Origin of the sequence: Breznakiella homolactica (assembly GCF_016616095.2) — a bacterium.
Classification (GTDB): Bacteria; Spirochaetota; Spirochaetia; order Treponematales; family Breznakiellaceae; genus Breznakiella; species Breznakiella homolactica.
The window spans coordinates 857343-872566 of record NZ_CP067089.2 but is presented as its reverse complement, the minus strand read 5'-3'; the positions used below and the strand labels follow the sequence as shown (position 1 = coordinate 872566).

At 51.7% G+C, this 15224-nt stretch carries 19 protein-coding genes; 4 read left to right on the top strand and 15 right to left on the bottom strand.

What is annotated here, in order from left to right:
* Positions 1 to 30 precede the first annotated feature (30 nt).
* Positions 31 to 663, bottom strand: coding sequence for a thiamine diphosphokinase (locus JFL75_RS04230; RefSeq protein WP_215625451.1), 633 nt, complete (start codon positions 661 to 663; stop codon positions 31 to 33).
* A gap of 47 nt (positions 664 to 710) precedes the next feature.
* On the opposite strand from JFL75_RS04230, the gene JFL75_RS04225 reads away from it, so the two are divergent.
* Positions 711 to 2114: a CCA tRNA nucleotidyltransferase gene (locus tag JFL75_RS04225; RefSeq protein WP_215628710.1), complete on the top strand. Its 1404-nt coding sequence runs from the start codon at positions 711 to 713 to the stop codon at positions 2112 to 2114.
* A 1-nt stretch (position 2115) separates the two neighbouring features.
* Here JFL75_RS04225 and rnc read toward each other — a convergent pair whose 3' ends face one another.
* The 4 genes from rnc to coaD form a co-directional block, all read right to left on the bottom strand.
* Positions 2116 to 2859 (bottom strand): ribonuclease III, encoded by a 744-nt coding sequence (gene rnc / locus JFL75_RS04220; protein ID WP_215625450.1) that lies wholly within the window; start codon positions 2857 to 2859, stop codon positions 2116 to 2118.
* Positions 2860 to 2862: 3 nt separating this feature from the next.
* On the bottom strand, positions 2863 to 3099 hold the full coding sequence (gene acpP, locus JFL75_RS04215; protein WP_215625449.1) for an acyl carrier protein: 237 nt from the start codon (positions 3097 to 3099) through the stop codon (positions 2863 to 2865).
* Between the two features lie 34 nt (positions 3100 to 3133).
* A complete protein-coding gene (gene rpmF, locus JFL75_RS04210) occupies positions 3134 to 3322 on the bottom strand; it encodes a 50S ribosomal protein L32 (RefSeq protein ID WP_215625448.1) in 189 nt (62 codons plus the stop codon).
* Positions 3323 to 3412: 90 nt separating this feature from the next.
* Positions 3413 to 3889 (bottom strand): pantetheine-phosphate adenylyltransferase, encoded by a 477-nt coding sequence (gene coaD / locus JFL75_RS04205; RefSeq protein WP_215628709.1) that lies wholly within the window; start codon positions 3887 to 3889, stop codon positions 3413 to 3415.
* Between the two features lie 217 nt (positions 3890 to 4106).
* Between coaD and JFL75_RS04200 the strand changes: the two genes are divergently transcribed.
* Together JFL75_RS04200 and JFL75_RS04195 are read left to right on the top strand one after the other, a co-directional pair.
* Positions 4107 to 4688: a hypothetical protein gene (locus JFL75_RS04200; protein ID WP_215625447.1), complete on the top strand. Its 582-nt coding sequence runs from the start codon at positions 4107 to 4109 to the stop codon at positions 4686 to 4688.
* A gap of 79 nt (positions 4689 to 4767) precedes the next feature.
* Positions 4768 to 5520 carry a HEAT repeat domain-containing protein gene (locus JFL75_RS04195; RefSeq protein WP_215625446.1) on the top strand — a complete coding sequence of 251 codons (753 nt, stop codon included), beginning with the start codon at positions 4768 to 4770 and terminating at the stop codon, positions 5518 to 5520.
* Positions 5521 to 5636: 116 nt separating this feature from the next.
* Here JFL75_RS04195 and JFL75_RS04190 read toward each other — a convergent pair whose 3' ends face one another.
* The 7 genes from JFL75_RS04190 to JFL75_RS04160 form a co-directional block, all read right to left on the bottom strand.
* Positions 5637 to 6311, bottom strand: a complete 675-nt coding sequence (locus JFL75_RS04190; protein WP_215625445.1) for a DUF2461 domain-containing protein — start codon at positions 6309 to 6311, stop codon at positions 5637 to 5639.
* Positions 6312 to 6379: 68 nt separating this feature from the next.
* Positions 6380 to 6850 (bottom strand): bacterioferritin, encoded by a 471-nt coding sequence (bfr, locus tag JFL75_RS04185; protein WP_215625444.1) that lies wholly within the window; start codon positions 6848 to 6850, stop codon positions 6380 to 6382.
* Positions 6851 to 7013: 163 nt separating this feature from the next.
* Positions 7014 to 7817 (bottom strand): metallophosphoesterase family protein, encoded by an 804-nt coding sequence (locus tag JFL75_RS04180; RefSeq protein WP_215625443.1) that lies wholly within the window; start codon positions 7815 to 7817, stop codon positions 7014 to 7016.
* A 5-nt stretch (positions 7818 to 7822) separates the two neighbouring features.
* Complete coding sequence (locus tag JFL75_RS04175) at positions 7823 to 8659, bottom strand: carbohydrate ABC transporter permease (RefSeq protein ID WP_215625442.1); 837 nt, start codon at positions 8657 to 8659, stop codon at positions 7823 to 7825.
* Positions 8660 to 8662: 3 nt separating this feature from the next.
* Positions 8663 to 9550: a carbohydrate ABC transporter permease gene (locus JFL75_RS04170; protein ID WP_215625441.1), complete on the bottom strand. Its 888-nt coding sequence runs from the start codon at positions 9548 to 9550 to the stop codon at positions 8663 to 8665.
* Positions 9551 to 9659: 109 nt separating this feature from the next.
* Positions 9660 to 10970: an ABC transporter substrate-binding protein gene (locus JFL75_RS04165; RefSeq protein ID WP_215625440.1), complete on the bottom strand. Its 1311-nt coding sequence runs from the start codon at positions 10968 to 10970 to the stop codon at positions 9660 to 9662.
* Between the two features lie 155 nt (positions 10971 to 11125).
* On the bottom strand, positions 11126 to 12178 hold the full coding sequence (locus tag JFL75_RS04160) for a LacI family DNA-binding transcriptional regulator (RefSeq protein WP_215625439.1): 1053 nt from the start codon (positions 12176 to 12178) through the stop codon (positions 11126 to 11128).
* Between the two features lie 158 nt (positions 12179 to 12336).
* Between JFL75_RS04160 and JFL75_RS20855 the strand changes: the two genes are divergently transcribed.
* A complete protein-coding gene (locus tag JFL75_RS20855; protein ID WP_285291959.1) occupies positions 12337 to 12471 on the top strand; it encodes a hypothetical protein in 135 nt (44 codons plus the stop codon).
* A 9-nt stretch (positions 12472 to 12480) separates the two neighbouring features.
* Here the strand turns inward: JFL75_RS20855 and JFL75_RS04155 are convergent, their stop codons facing one another.
* From JFL75_RS04155 to JFL75_RS04145, 3 genes are read right to left on the bottom strand one after another with little or no spacing between them, the layout of a single operon-like run.
* A complete protein-coding gene (locus JFL75_RS04155; protein WP_215625438.1) occupies positions 12481 to 13410 on the bottom strand; it encodes a transketolase family protein in 930 nt (309 codons plus the stop codon).
* The gene (locus tag JFL75_RS04150) at positions 13410 to 14243 is read right to left on the bottom strand and encodes a transketolase (RefSeq protein WP_215625437.1); all 834 of its coding nucleotides are present in this window, start codon (positions 14241 to 14243) and stop codon (positions 13410 to 13412) included. The genes JFL75_RS04155 and JFL75_RS04150 overlap by 1 nt, the downstream gene beginning before the upstream one ends.
* 23 nt (positions 14244 to 14266) lie before the next feature.
* Positions 14267 to 15220 (bottom strand): D-2-hydroxyacid dehydrogenase, encoded by a 954-nt coding sequence (locus JFL75_RS04145; protein WP_215625436.1) that lies wholly within the window; start codon positions 15218 to 15220, stop codon positions 14267 to 14269.
* Positions 15221 to 15224 lie beyond the last annotated feature (4 nt).

The following is a 15224-nucleotide window of genomic DNA, read 5'->3' as shown; positions in this document are numbered from 1 at the left end:
ATTATTTACTGCACAATGTGATGTTTTGCTTTAGGGTAAATCAAGAGGCAAAACCAGTAAAAAACGCCCTTTTTCAGCGGTAACTGAAAAATCGCCCCGTTCCGCTCTGTTGCTGATCCCGAAAAATCCACGGTTCCACGGAAGGTCATCCAGAGGCCAGGTCAGTCCCGCGCTCCGGGCTTTCCAGGGCCCCGGCCCCAGGGGAAATACGGAAACCAGGGTTCCCGGAGCCGGGTGCCGGGACAGGCCGGCTCCGTTTTCGATGCAGCAGATATCATCCCGGGCGGTTATCCAGCGGGAGGGCGCCCGGTCCCGTTCAAAAAGGGAACGGATGGCTAAGAGGTGGTCAATCCTGCCGCCGCCCCCGCCGGCAATCCAGGTTTCCTGACAGCCCTGCTCAAAAAGCAGTTTCAGGCCGAGTTCCGTATCGGTATAATCCTTGTCCTCCGGATACCGGAGAACCCGTTCCGGGGGGTATTTTTCGAGGCGGCCCGCGTCATCCAGGGAATCCATGTCGCCGACAATCCAATGGGCACTGACACCGGCGTCTTCCAGCGCCATGAGCCCCGAATCAGCGGCCACAATCAAATCGGCCCCTGCGGCTAAGCGCTGTAGAAATTCCGGCGGCGGCCCTTCCCCGCCGATGCAAACGATTCCCCGCATATACTCCCCTTTCCCCAACCCCTCGGATTATATTATAGTGCCAGATGATGGGCAATCAACGCATAAACCCGGTTCTTAAGGAAATAGCGGGAATTTTCGGGGCGCATAAAAAACAGGTATATCTCGTCGGCGGCGCCGTCCGCGATCTCCTGCTGGGGTGTTACCCGAACGACTGGGATATCGCCACCGACGCGCGCCCCGAGGAAGTCATGGCCATGTTTGCCAAGGTAATTCCCACGGGGATAAAACACGGAACCGTAACCATCCGCTTCAAAGGCCATTCCATAGAGTCGACCACCTTCAGGACCGAATCGGATTATACCGACGGCCGGAGGCCTGACACGGTGCGGTACGCGGCCACCATTGAGGAGGATCTCTCCCGCAGGGATTTTACCATGAACGCCATTGCCCTGCGCCTTCCCGCCGGAGATACGGTTGATCCCTATCACGGCAGGGAGGATATTATGCGGCGGCTGATCCGGTGTGTCGGAAATCCCGGGGAACGGTTCTGCGAGGACGGTCTCCGGCCGGTACGGGCGGTCCGGTTCGCCGCCCAGCTTGGATTCGATATTGAAGACGCCACCCTGGCGGCAATTCCCGGGGCGCTTCCCGTAACCGAACGGGTCGCGCCAGAACGGATAAAGGATGAACTCAGCAGGATTGTTACATCCCGCAAACCATCCACCGCCTTTCTGGCCATGGAACGGACGGGACTGCTGCAGCTGCTTCTGCCGGAGCTTGCGGCCTGCAGAAATATCGATCAGAAGGGATTCCACCGGTTCGACGTCCTCGGCCATTCACTGCTGGCCTGTGATTTCGCGGCAAATGATCCCAGAGGAATAGCCGCAAAAAATTTTTGCGGAGACGACGGGGAAAATCAGCGCCTGGAAGTCTGCCTCGCCGCCCTGTTCCACGACCTGGGAAAACCCGTAACCCGGAAACTGGACGAAAGAAATATCTGGACTTTTCACCAGCATGAACGGGAATCCGCTGAACTTGCGAAGAATATTCTGCTCAGGCTGCGGTATCCCAATACGGTCATTGATACCGTGGTCCACCTGATCCGGCAGCATATGTTCCACTACGATGAATCCTGGAGCGATGCGGCGGTGCGCCGGTTTATTATCAGGGTGGGCGAACCGTATCTGGATGCTCTGTACGCGCTGCGCCGGGCTGATGCCTTCGCCACCGCGGGAACGGAACTTCCCGCGGATTTTCTCTGTCCCCTGATCAGCAGGGTCGACCGTATACTGTCCGAAGGCAAGGCGCTGTCCCTTAAGGATCTGGCGGTCAATGGAAACGACCTTATCCGCCTCGGTGTACAGCCGGGCAAGCGTATCGGTATTATTCTGAATGAACTGCTGGAGGCTGTTCTGGATGATCCGGATCTAAACACAGCGGAGCGGCTTTCGGAAATCGCGGGGAATATAAACAGGCGCTACGGCGGATAGGTCACTCGCCGTTCAGTTCTTCGTAGGCGATCTTTGCCGCTTCCTGTTCGGCGCTTTTTTTGTTCTTCCCCGTCCCCGGACCGTAGGTTCGGCTGTTGAGGGTTACTTCCATCCAGAAAAGCCGTTCGTGTTCAGGGCCGGTCCGTTTGACCAGATGGTACTGGGGATACGCTTTAAACAGCCGCTGGCTGAGCTCCTGAAGCAGGGTCTTGTAGTCCTGGTGGTGTTTTTTATTGAGAACCCGTTCGATTTCCGGAGCGATACAGCGGCTGACAAAGGAAAAGACCGCCTTGTACCCGGAATCAAGGTAATACGCCCCGATCAGTGCTTCCATGGCGTCCGCCAGGATGGCTTTTTTGGTCCGCCCTCCGGAGAGCTCCTCCCCTTTGCCCAGGATAAGGCAGCTGTCTATCTGCAGCTGCAGGGCGACCCCTGACAGAACATCCTCAGAAACAACCACTGATTTGATTTTGGCAAGATCGCCCTCGGCCCTGTCCCGGAGCCGTTCGTACAGAAGGGTGGCCGTTACCGCCCCCAGAATGGCGTCGCCGAGGAATTCAAGCCGTTCATTGTTTATTTTTAGGTTTGTCTCATTGGATACGGACCGGTGCATGAAAGAAAGGTTCAAAAGCTCCGGGCTTTTGAACCTTATCGCCGCGGTCTTCTGAAAAGCCGCCAGTTCTTTCTTTCTTCCGGGGCTCAGCGCCGGAAGTTCGCAGACCGCATTCTGAAAGCGATCCGCCATGGGTTATTTCTGCTGGGATTTGATGTATTCGTAGGCATCCCGGACGGTTTCAAACTCATTGGCCTTCTCATCGGGGATGGAAATACCCATTTCTTCCTCAATGGCATATACCAGTTCGTAGGTGTCGAGGCTGTCCGCGCCGAGATCCTGGCGGAACGAAGCATCCAGGGTAATTTTCGCCGGGTCAATTTCCAGCTTATCTGCGATCAGTTTCTTCATTTTTTCGAATAATTCATCCATTTTCTATTTCTCCTTACTTAAATCCTCTGTAGAATTATGCTTTGGATTCGGGAACAATTACCTGCTTGCCCCGGTAAAAACCGCATTTAGGACATACCCGGTGCAGCAACACCTGATTTCCGCAGGTACTGCATTCAACCATGGTCGGGGCCGTCAGCTTCATGTTTATTGACTGCCGCCGGCGGGTTCTTGCCTTAGATGTTTTCGATCTAGGTACTGCCATTATAAACCTCTCTTCTGTGGTTATCCCTTCAAAATCGGACTCAACATAACAAAAACAATGAAAAGTGTCAAGATTGATCGGATTATTGTTCTAAGTATACTTTTTTTTAAGAGCCTCTGCAACACTCCGGGGAACCATGCTTGAAACATCCCCGTGGAAGGACGCCAGTTCCTTAATGCTGGAAGACCGGAGCACAAAATACTCGGGATCCGTGGTCATAAATATAGTTTCGATACTGGGGTCGAGGCCTTTGTTCATCATGGAAAGTTCGAATTCGTATGAAAAATCCGACACCCCCCGAACGCCGCGGATTTGGACGGGAATCTTTTTTTTCCGGAGAAAATCCACAATAAGGGAATCACAGATTTCCACGGATACATTATCCCAGGGTTTGACCAGATCCTGCATCATGTCTATCCGTTCTTCCGCGGAAAAAAGGTACTTTTTCTGGCGGTTTTCGGCGATCACGATAATGAGTTCATCGAAAATACCCCGGGCCCGCTGGATGATATTCATGTGGCCGAATGTAGGCGGATCGAATGATCCGGGAAACGCTGCTTTAAGCATATCCAAAGCATAAACCCGGCGCCCCTGCATGGTCAAGGTGGCGGGAAACACCGGGTCTTTCAATCCGGAAAGCGCCCCCTGGTACCGGCAGTTCCATGCTGCGGGGCTGGAGCGCTAGTTTACTGCGGGCGCCCTGGTTTTTTATTGCTCAGTATTGTATAATTTTACCGTAAGCTATTTGACTGAGCGGGAATCCTCAGGTAGAATGGGAACCGGTATGAAGAAAATAATTACAGCTTTTTTTATTTTGGGCAGCATTTTTTTAATACTGGCAGTTTCCGCCTGCCGGAGTGTTCCGGATGCACCCGGTGATCCGGTGCAGGAAATTCCGGTCCAGCCCGATGAACCGGTGCTGGAGGATATTCCCGATGTTGTTCTGCCTGAAGAACCGGATGCGGAAGAGGAATTCGATCCCAGCACCATTCCGCAGGAAGTATTTGATTCAACAAAAATAGACGTACAGGAATTGATCCAGAATTTGAACAGCATTATCCGGTCCCGGGATTACGATACCTGGGTTTCTTATCTCGGCAAAGATTATTTTGCCGCCATCAGTTCCCCGGATTACCTGGCTCAGATTTCCGAATCCGCCCGGCTTAAAACCCAGCGGATCGTGCTCCGGACGCCCCAGGATTATTTTCAGTATGTCGTGGTTCCTTCCAGGGCAAACGACCGGGTGGACGACATAGAGTTCATCGGTCAGAACCGGGTAAAGGCGTATACCATAACGCCCAACGGCCAGCGCCTGCGCCTCTACAACCTGGAAAAAAACGCGGATGGATGGAAGATAATAAATTGAGGAATTAAGCCGAAATTATAAAAGTAACCGTTACCGCCGGACTGATTCCTGCGGAGTTTGAAGATTTGGAGGAGACACGATGGTCATAGTAAAACGCTGTATTGCAGTGACTGTGATTCTGTTGACCGGCATATCCGCAGTGATGGCCCAGAGTTCCAATAATCAGCGGGAAATGTCCGTTGAAGAATCGTATCTGCAGCAGTCGGTGGAACTTATGGTTATCCGTGAGCAGAGCCGGGCTGAAAGCAGGGATATGAAAATGATCGCTTTGGAATATATCGGCGACGCTATCGGCAGAGGCAATACCGGGACGGAAGTCAAGGAAGCCCTGGAATACATGGCCCTGGAAGGGGTCATGAACAAAGCCCGGGAGAACGGCCGCGTGGTGAACAACTACCCCGATGTTCGGGCCAAAGCCGCCATGTACCTCGGTGAACTCGGAACCGTTGAGGCGAAGGATGCCCTGATCAAGGTCGTTCTCGCCGACCCTGAGCCCATGGTTCTGACAGAGGCGGTCAAATCCCTGGCAAAAATCGGGTTAAATGATAACGACGAAACCGTCAATGCTATTTCGTGGGTGGTTACCCGTTTCGATGTGCTCAACCCCGATAACCTGCTCGCCCTTTCCGCCCTTGAGGCGTTTGAAATCCTCGCCGAGAAAAACGGCGGCCTTAAGGATCCCTCGGCGATCCGCACAATCATCAGGATAGCCGACGGTCCCTATATCCGGCCGGTGCAGCAGCGCGCCAGAGCCCTTCTGGGGGATCTGCGCCAGTATTCCGGCAGCAGTGACAGCAACAGCCAGAATTCCCAAAACAGCGCCCGCCAGTAAACGCCTGAACCCGGATCTCCCGGGTTTTTCTGAAAAAAGCCCCTTCATTGAAGGGGCTTTTTATTTCCGGAAGGTAAACCTAACGCCGCAACAAAACGCTTTACAGCCGCGGCAGGTTATATGGCGGCCGGTTCCAGGGCCTTGTTGAAAAAATTTATGAAGGGCTGCATGATTTTAAACTTTTCGATAATGCAGTCGATCAGGATGTCGGGAAACTCGAGCTGGCTATTGTCTATTGGGTAAGAAACAATCCAGGATTTGTTCATGAGCAATTCCGTCAGGGGATGGTTTGTGTCAATATACCAGGGTATCTGCCGCAGCTTCTCTCCGAATATGGTAAAGGTATGCTTGAATATGTAATCATCGATGATTTCCAGGAATTCATCGCAGTGTTCAATCATATATTTTCGGATAGTGTCCGCCATTTCCGGGTAACGGGTTTCGAAAATTCCTCCCATAATCGCGGAAGACGCGGGCCGGATGTATATTCGGTACGCGGCGAAGACCGGCATTTTGTTGTTTTTTGAAGGAATATCCGCGGAAAAACAGGTGCTGTAGGGCCGCTTTTCCCTGCGGAATCTCGTATCCCTGTCCAATCCGAAGATGACATCATTTTTCTGCAAATTGGCTACGGATTCGTCAAAGGAGGAAATCTGCCTGACTATCCGTTTAGTTAATGTTTGGAATTCGTTTTTGGCATCCCGGTAAAACCCGTTGTTTTCATTCATCCAAAATACTGAATTGTTATATTCCAGCTCCGACAAGAAATAGATAATAATGCGGGATCCCATTTTTACGTCTCTTTTTTACATTGGCCGGGACAAAAGCTCCTCCCATTGCTTCCGTCCCGGTGTAGCGGTTACTCTTCGGACTGAGTGGAAAGAAATATCTGTATGCCCATCTGCTCCGTCTGGTCCTGGAGAGCTTCAATATCATCAATATGCTTGTCTTCATCATTAAGGATTTCCTGGAGGAAATCCCTGGTGGCATGGTCCTTTACTTCCGCGGCCAGCGCAATGGTGGCATTGTAATCCTTTATGGTATCAGCCTCGGCTTTGTGGTCATTGGCAAGCATCGCAGGCACATCCTTTCCGATGGAAATCTTGTTGAGTGTAGAAACCACCGGAGATCCCTCAAGAAAGAGAATACGCCCGATGAGTTTTTCCGCGTGCTTCATTTCAGAAATAGCCCGCTTCTCAAAATGTTCATGGAGTTTTCCATAACCCCAGTCTTCACACATTTCGGCATGTACTATGTACTGGTTGATTGCGGTTAATTCCCCTGCCAGAAGCATATTCAACGCATCGATGAGTTTTGGATTTCCTTTCATACTTGTACTCCTCTTTTGAACTGGTTTTCGGCGGCCATACAAACTGTACGGCCTGTATGTCAGGTAAAAGTCTAATAGGTTTTACGGGGTTATGCAAATTTATACCCCGGGCGGCTATCCCCGGCGCCCAGACAAACCGGTTCAGAAGGAAACCAAATCCCCGTTACTTCGCTTCGTAATACCCCAGCACCCGTTTCGGATTGATGCTTTTGACAACGGTTGTTACGGCTCCGTCCCCGGTTACGGTGAGTTCCGCATACATACCGGGGGCGTTTTTATTAAGGGGATACGCTTCGACAAAGGACGGGACAGAAATAAAATGGAGCGGCCCCCGGGTCAAAAAATAGAACCAATGGACATGGGCGCTGATATAGGCGATTACCGAATTCGTTTGTTTCAGAAGCTCGGAAATTCTCCCGCCGTCCCGGAGCGCCGCGAGATGGGGGAAAGCCGTAAAATGGGGATTTCCGGCGAGATTCTGGGTTTCTATGGGATGGTGGCCGAATACAAGCTTTGGCTTGTCGTTTTTCTGCAGGGTTCCGCGAAGCCACTGGAGCTGGCTGCCGGACACATCACCGCCGATAAACTCAACGATCGGATCCGCGGTATCGAGAAAAATAAGCTCGAAACCCTTCACGGTGCTCGACCGGTATTTCAGTTCGGAATTCAAGATGCTTTCGTTCTCTTCTTTTGTCAGGTAATGGATATCGTGGTTGCCGAAAATATGGGCACAGGGCACTGTCAGGTTCCGAAGTACAGCGGCGATTATTTCCAGGTTCTTTTTATCCGAATCATGGTCCCGGTTATTTACCCGGTCCCCAAGGTCAATTACAAGGTCGGGTTTAATTTCGGTATTAACGATATCCGTAAATTGTCTCATTAATCCTTCAACTTCATCCCCGGGTCTGCATTCGGAATTCGGACCGATGTGGGTATCCCCGAAAAGAACAAGCCGTAATTCGTCCATGTTTGCTACCCCTTTATCCCTGAACTGGTAAACGACTGCACAAACAGCCGCTGGAAAAGCGTAAAGGCTATGAGAAGCGGCAGTACGACAATCAGCGTCGCCGCCATGAGCAGCCCCCATTCAGCCCCGCCCTCGGCCTGCTGGGCAAACACCGTAAGCCCCACCGTCAAGGTTCTGGACCGGGCGGTTTCGGTGACCAGGAGCGGCCACATAAATTCGTTCCAGTGGTGGGTGACGCTCAGAATGGAAAACGCGATCATTGCCGGTTTTACCTCGGGAATGAAGATATGGAAAATCAGCTGGAAAGTGTTGCAGCCGTCGAGTTTTCCGGCGTCCTCCAGCGCGTCGGGAATGCTTTTAAAGGACTGCCTCAGGAGAAACGTCCCCATGGCCGAAGCGAAGTACGGAATCATTACCCCGATCCGGGTGTCCAGGAGACGCATCTGGCTTACCGTCAGGTAATTCGGAAAAATGGTGCTCTGGGGTGTTATCATGAGCTGTGTGAGAAACAGCATAAAAAACAGGTCCCTTCCCGGAAAAGACAGCCGGGCAAAGGCGAAGGCAGCCATGGTGACGGTTACGAGCTGGACTATCAGAAGCCCCAGGGAAGTGACAATGGTATTCATATAGTATTTTCCGAAGGGAGCGTACGCCCACGCGTCGGTAAAATTCTTCATGCTGAACTGTTCCGGCAGCAAGGCAAAGGGGTTTGAGAAAATTTCAGCCTTTGTCTTAAACGCCGTGGTGGCCAGCCATACCAGCGGAAGCAGGATAATCGCCGCTGAGATAATCAGGAACAGGTATTTGAATACCCCCGCGGGGGTGATGCTGTTTTTTTTCATGGCCTACCTCTCGTAACTCACAAAGTGCTGGAGACCGCGGTAGTAAATAACCGTTATGATCAAAAGGATTATGAACAGCACGGAAGAGGCGGTGCTGGCGGTTCCGGTATCCCAATACACAAACCCGTACTGGTATATGTAATACAGGAGGACGTTGGTGGTATTGTAAGGGCCGCCCCGGGTCATCACGTATATCTGATCCACCGACTGGAACGAATTGATAATTGCCATAAGGACGATAAAAAAAGTGGTCGGCGACAGGAGCGGCAGGGTTATCTTATAGGTTTTCTGCCAGGTTGATGCCCCCTCGAGAAGCGCCGCCTCATAGTAGCTCGGATCAATGGACTGGAGTCCGGAAAGAAAAAGCAGCATGTAATATCCGGCGAATTTCCATATTGATACGCAGATGATAGCGACCATCGCGTAAGGGGTGGAATTAAGCCAGTCAATGTTTGAAGGTAAATGGAGAATGCCGAGAATTTTGTTGACCAGTCCGTAGGACTGGGTAAAGAGGAAAATCCACACCATGGATGCCGCCGCGATGGGGATCATGGTCGGGTAAAAGAATGAAAATCTGAAAAATCCCCTGCCCCTGATTTTTCCGTTCAGGAGAAGGGCAAAAATCAGCCCGAGAATAATCGACGGGATGGTGCTTCCCAGGGAATATATGAGATTGTTCCACATAACCTGGCGGAAAAGCTCCGTACCGAACATTTCCGCGTAATTCCCGAAACCGATAAATGATTGGCCCGCGCCGGGCACCTGCCGGAACAGGCTCAGCACAAAAGACCGGACCACCGGGTAATAGGTAAAAGAAATAAGAAAGAGCATACTCGGGAGAATGAGTACATATCCCAGTATATAGGTCCGCAGTTTTCTATGGGATTTCATGGACTACCTCAGCAATTCTTCTTAATGTTTCTTAATGTTCGGTCTGCCGCGTGAAGCTTCCGGCGGTGGTTCCCCGAGCCCCGGCCGGAGCCGGGGCTCTTCCGCAGAATTACTTGTTGTACGCCTGGAGAACTTTTTCCGCTTCTGCCTGGGCGCTGTTAAGAGCCGCCGCAGGTGTTACCCGGCCGGCCAGGGCTCCTTCAATGGCATCGGTCATGAACCGGGAAATCTGGCGGGCATTGTGGGTTGAAGGAGGCTCCCCAACCGCATACTGGAGCTGGTCCCGGGCAGCGATGGAATACGGGAAACCTTCCACGTATTGTTTCATCTCGGGAACATCAAAGGCCCCTTTGTTTACCGCCACGTAGCCGGTCTTCATGCTCCAGTAGGCAGCCTGTTCGGGCTCGGTCATCCATTTAAGGAATTCCCACGCCGCCTTCTGACGGGCTTCCGGTATGCCGGACATGATAACCAGCTGGCCGCCGCCGGTGGCGACGATGCGCTTTTTGTTTTCCGGGAGGAATGCGACCCCCCAGTCAAAGGTGGCGCTTTCCTTGACAAAGGCCATGCTTCCGGTGGAATTGTACATCATAGCAGTTTTGCCGGCCACAAAATCCGCCGATGAATCGCCGAAAAGCCGGCGGGCGGGCATAAGTCCTTCCGCTGACAGGGACTGCAGGAATTCCAGAGCGCCGATTGCCTCAGAGGAATTGAGGAAGGTCTTTGTTCCCTCGGGATTGTTGATCTGGCCTCCGTTCTGGAAAATGAAGCACGACAGCAGCCACTGGTCAATGGGAATTTCCACGCCCCAGCGGGTGGTTTCACCCCGTTCCTTTTGGACGAGTTTCTGCGCCATGTCCTTCATTTCTGTCCAGGTCGCGGGCGGCTTATTCGGATCAAGCCCGGCTTCCCGGAACATATCCTTGTTGTAATAGAAAATCGGGGTGCTCTTCTGGAACGGCAGGGCGTAATACTCCCCCGCTACGTCGCAGTCATCGAGAAAGGCTTCAAAGTAGCGGGACAGGAACGCATCGCCGCCTTCCTGTTTGATAAACGGCCCCAGAGGCAGGATGATTTTCTCATCCACACCGGTCCAAATATCAGCCGCGGTAAGCAAGGCTACATCCGGAGGATTGCCGGCTTTGCTCGAAGTCAGAGCCCGCTGTATGGTTTCGATGTATCCCCCGGAATAGATAGGCTCAACGATAATATTGGGATGGGCTTTCGTAAATTCCGCGGCCATTTCACCCATGTAGGTTGCAAGCGGTCCGGCGACACCGACGGGAAAGTAAAAACGCAGAACTATGGGACCGTCCCCGGTAGCACTGCCTTTGTCATTCTGGCCTCCAGCCATTACCGGTACAGCCAACAGCATACAAGCCAGTACCAATACCGCCGCCGAAACGAAACGTTTCTTCATAGTTTCCTCCCTATGGTTTGTTTCTGTGCTCTCCAATCCACAAACGGAAAAGCTTCTTATTTACGCACACGTTAAAGTAGAGATATTTATTATAATATCATAGTTATGGGAAAAGTCAAATTTTTTGTGCGTGAAAAATGTACCAGTTCCAGGGTCTAGGCCTTGTTTTCGAGTGTTTTTCTTTTGGCGGCGCTTTGTTTGAGCTTATACCCGCAGGTATCCCTGATCACCAGGGATGGCTCAACCAGAGTATTTTTGTGGTCCCCGGGAAGCCGGGTCCCGGAAATCTGTTCCCTGAGCTGTTTCCACGCGTTATCTGCGATTTCATAGGCTGAAAGCCGGACAGTACTGAGGGGAACGGGCATCATTTTCGCCACACTGACATCATCAAAACCGATAACGGCGATATCCTCAGGCACCCGGACGCCTGCCTTGTAGAAGTACTGCATAGCGCCGATGGCGACCGCGTCATTTACCGTAAAAACAGCCTCCGGACGCTCGGGAAGCTTCAGGAGCTGTTCCGCGGACCACAGCCCTCCTTCGTAGGAGGCTTCATTGCCGATGATCGGGCATTTCTCCCGGAGGATTTTGTTTTCTTCCAGGGTCTCCAGAAAAGCGTGGTACCGTTCCTGGCTCGGAATACCGTTGTCGTATCCCCGGAAATGGGCGATTCTGCGGTAACCGATATTAATAAGATGCTGAACCGCGGCGGATGCCCCGAGAAAGTTATTGCCCATGACCGAATCAACCCCAAGGGGTTCCCCGTAGGTGTGGATTAAAACCGTGGGAAAGTGCTGTTCAAAAAAATCAGAAAAAATGTCCTCCCGGATGTTACCGGAAAAAATGATATAGCCCGCGACCCGCTGGCGCATCAGGTATTCAATGCATTTCCGGTCCTTTTCCCGGTCCCGCTCGGAATTGCAGATCAGGAGACTGTACCCCGATTCCTCCAGGCGGAGGGAAAGCTGTTTGCAGATTGAGGCGTAATGGGGGTCTTCAATATCGGGAATGATCAGCCCGATGGCGTTGGATTTATTTTTGACGAGACTCCGGGCCAGGTCATTGGTCTGGTAATTCAGTTCCCGGGCGACTTTACGAACCTTTTCCTTCATAGGTTCGGAAATATCGGGCCGGTCCAGAAGCGCTCTGCTCACAGTGGTATGGGAAACCCCGAGAATCTGAGCAATATCCTTAATTGTGACACCCATAGCTTGATTATACCATAAGTTAGGGTAAATCCAATATAAAGCTGGATTATGGTATTTTCTTAAGAAAGTTATTACATAAATAATATTTTTGACATAATGTACAGGTTCATCCGGCCGGTTTTGTTATGCTTTTGTTATACTTAATATGAGGTAAAAAAATGAATGGTCTGGATGCCATGCTGATACTTTTAGGCGGTGTAGTCGGAATTTTTCTGCTCTCCAGGGTGATAAAACGTTTTTTCTACCGGGATGATTTCGGATACCCTGAACTGCGAAAAAGAAACAAAAACTAGTCTATAGGCTCATCTAATACAGCTTTTCACTTTATCAGCAATACTGTTAACATCGAGTTCATAAGCTTTCAAGAGATCCTTATAAGGCCCGGACTGGGTATAGCAGTCGTTTATGCCGATCATGGTCAGAGGGGTGCCCAGCCCGTTACCGGCGAGAACCTCAGCAACCGCGCTGCCCAGTCCGCCGATTTTGCTGTGCTCCTCGGCGGTTAAAATAGTTTTCGTTTCCCTGGCGCATTGTTTTATCAGCGCTTCATCAATAGGTTTTATAGAGAACATATCCACCACACGGACGGATATTCCTTCCTTTTCAAGTATATACGCTGCCTCAAGGGAAAAACCGCTCATGATGCCGCAGGCGATGATTGTCGCGTCCCTGCCCTCTTTTAGTATTTTTCCTTTGCCCAGTTCGAATTTTTCATCAGGCCGGTACAGGTCGGGCATGGTGTCCCGGGAAAGCCGCACATACATGGCCGCGGGTGTTTCAATTGCCGTTTTGACGATCCAATCGGTAAGAACCGCGTCGGAAGCGACCAGAACGGTAATCCCGGGAATGGCCCGCATGATGGCAATATCCTCAATGGCGTGGTGGGTTGCCCCGTCAAAAGCGTCGGACATACCGCCGTAGGCTCCCATAAACTTAATAGGAGCCCTGCCGTATCCGGCGAAGGTTCTCGCTCCAAGCGTCCCCAGGGTTGATATAAAGACCGCAAATGTATTCACAAAGGGAATCTTGCCTTCCGACGCAAAACCCGCGGCCATGGCTACCATGTTCGCTTCGGCGATGCCGACATTAAAAAACCGTTCCCCGGAGGTCTGGGCAAAGATATTTGATTTTGTAGAGGATGAAACATCGGCGTCCAGGACAACGACCCTGTCATCGTCTTTCCCGTATTTGACCAAAGCATTTCCATAGACTTCGCGGATTGTGGCTGCCATCAGTGTGTTGCCTCCAGCTCTTTGATTGCCCGTTCAAAATACTGGCTGTTTATGGGATTACCGTGCCAGGCGTTTTGTCCTTCCATGTACGATACACCCTTGCCTTTCACCGTTTCCGCAATAATGACACTGGGCATGGATCGGACATCTTTAGCCCGGTCGATGGTATCGCAGATATCTGCGATACTGTGTCCTTCGCAGGAAAATGTTCTGAACCCGAAGGCATCAAATTTTTTCCCAAGATCCAGGAGAGGCATGATTTCCTCGTCGGTCCCGTCGAGCTGAACGTGATTACGGTCAACGATTACAATGAGGTTGTCCAGTTTGAATTTGCTGGCGCTCATGGCTGATTCCCAGATCGTTCCCTCGTTCAGCTCTCCGTCTCCAAGGATGCAGTACACATAGGCGGGGTTTTTATCCAGCTGCAGCGACAGGGCTTTTCCGACAGCGACACCGAGGCCAAGCCCCAGGGGGCCGGTGGGAACTTCCACACCCTTGGTTCCATGGGAACAGGGGTGGCCCTGTAAGTGGCTGCCGAACTGGCGCAGTGTTTTTAAATCATCCGCGGGAAAATATCCTCTTTCGGCCAGAATACGGTACAGCATCGGGGCGGCGTGGCCTTTGCTCAAAATAATTCTATCCCGTCCGGGATCATTCGGATTCTGTGGATTGTTCCGGGCCTTTTCAAAATACAGGGCCGTCAGGATTTCGCAGACCGACAGGGACCCTCCGGGGTGGCCCGTCTGAACGGCATAAAGCTGTGTAATAACATCGATTCTGAATTGCCTGCAGAGATTTTCGAGGTACCCTGCCCTTTCTTCAGAAATTCCCATACAATCCATCCTCCCGTAACCCGTCAGTTTACCACATTGACGGGGCTGCCGCCGAGAAAAGCCTTTACGTTTTCGACGGCAATATCCATTAACCTCTGACGGCTTTCCTTTGGAGCCCACGCAATATGGGGGGTAATAAAGCAGTTCTTTGCGGTCAGCAGAGGGTTATCCGCGCTGATCGGTTCCTTCGAGACCACATCCACGGCGGCGGCGTATACCTTGCCGGAATCAAGCGCGTCAGCCAAATCCTGTTCTGCAATCAAGGGGCCCCGGGATGTGTTTATCAGGATTACCCCGTCCTTCATTTTTGCGATGCTTTCCCTGCTGATAATACCCTCGGTGGAGGGAAGCAGCGGACAGTGCAGGGATAGTACATCGGACTGCCGGAAAAGCTCATCCAGGGTCACGTATTCTCCGTATTCCCTGGCGGATTCGATTATATTTGCGTCATAGGCAATAACTTTCATGCCCAATGCCCGGGCAATCTTTGCGGTGTTTTGCCCGATACGTCCGAAGCCGATGATGCCCATGGTTTTGCCGGCCAGTTCGATCAGCGGGTAATTCCAGAAACACCAATCGGGATTATTCGTCCAGTCTCCCCGGTGAACCGCCTCCGAATGGGCTCCCACATGGTGGCAGATTTCCAGAAGCAGGGCAAACACCATCTGGGCAACCGCCGCTGTTCCATAGGTCGGAATGTTGCTTACAATAATATTTTTTTCTTTTGCCGCGGCAGTATCGACCACATTGTACCCTGTCGCCAGGACGCCGATATATTTAATTCCCGGACAGGAGCTGAGGATTTCCCGGGTGATGGGTGTTTTATTGAGAATGACAATCTCACTGTCCCCAATCCGTTCAGCAATTTTTTCCGCCGGGGTCCTGTCGTATACCGTTAATTCACCCAATGACGTAAATCCGTCCCAGCTTAAATCTCCGGGGTTTTCCGTATAGCCGTCGAGAATAACAATCTTCATGATA

Coding starts and splice junctions, on each gene's coding strand:
- bfr (WP_215625444.1), bottom strand. CDS start 6,850: ATGAAAGGAAATCCAAAACTCATCGATGCGTTGAATATGCTTCTGGCA.
- JFL75_RS04225 (WP_215628710.1), top strand. CDS start 711: ATGGGCAATCAACGCATAAACCCGGTTCTTAAGGAAATAGCGGGAATT.
- JFL75_RS04175 (WP_215625442.1), bottom strand. CDS start 8,659: ATGAAAAAAAACAGCATCACCCCCGCGGGGGTATTCAAATACCTGTTC.
- rpmF (WP_215625448.1), bottom strand. CDS start 3,322: ATGGCAGTACCTAGATCGAAAACATCTAAGGCAAGAACCCGCCGGCGG.
- JFL75_RS04190 (WP_215625445.1), bottom strand. CDS start 6,311: ATGGGATCCCGCATTATTATCTATTTCTTGTCGGAGCTGGAATATAAC.
- JFL75_RS04160 (WP_215625439.1), bottom strand. CDS start 12,178: ATGGGTGTCACAATTAAGGATATTGCTCAGATTCTCGGGGTTTCCCAT.
- JFL75_RS04145 (WP_215625436.1), bottom strand. CDS start 15,220: ATGAAGATTGTTATTCTCGACGGCTATACGGAAAACCCCGGAGATTTA.
- JFL75_RS04230 (WP_215625451.1), bottom strand. CDS start 663: ATGCGGGGAATCGTTTGCATCGGCGGGGAAGGGCCGCCGCCGGAATTT.
- JFL75_RS20855 (WP_285291959.1), top strand. CDS start 12,337: ATGAATGGTCTGGATGCCATGCTGATACTTTTAGGCGGTGTAGTCGGA.
- JFL75_RS04200 (WP_215625447.1), top strand. CDS start 4,107: ATGAAGAAAATAATTACAGCTTTTTTTATTTTGGGCAGCATTTTTTTA.
- JFL75_RS04195 (WP_215625446.1), top strand. CDS start 4,768: ATGGTCATAGTAAAACGCTGTATTGCAGTGACTGTGATTCTGTTGACC.
- JFL75_RS04165 (WP_215625440.1), bottom strand. CDS start 10,970: ATGAAGAAACGTTTCGTTTCGGCGGCGGTATTGGTACTGGCTTGTATG.
- acpP (WP_215625449.1), bottom strand. CDS start 3,099: ATGGATGAATTATTCGAAAAAATGAAGAAACTGATCGCAGATAAGCTG.
- rnc (WP_215625450.1), bottom strand. CDS start 2,859: ATGGCGGATCGCTTTCAGAATGCGGTCTGCGAACTTCCGGCGCTGAGC.
- coaD (WP_215628709.1), bottom strand. CDS start 3,889: ATGCTTAAAGCAGCGTTTCCCGGATCATTCGATCCGCCTACATTCGGC.
- JFL75_RS04180 (WP_215625443.1), bottom strand. CDS start 7,817: ATGGACGAATTACGGCTTGTTCTTTTCGGGGATACCCACATCGGTCCG.
- JFL75_RS04155 (WP_215625438.1), bottom strand. CDS start 13,410: ATGGCAGCCACAATCCGCGAAGTCTATGGAAATGCTTTGGTCAAATAC.
- JFL75_RS04150 (WP_215625437.1), bottom strand. CDS start 14,243: ATGGGAATTTCTGAAGAAAGGGCAGGGTACCTCGAAAATCTCTGCAGG.
- JFL75_RS04170 (WP_215625441.1), bottom strand. CDS start 9,550: ATGAAATCCCATAGAAAACTGCGGACCTATATACTGGGATATGTACTC.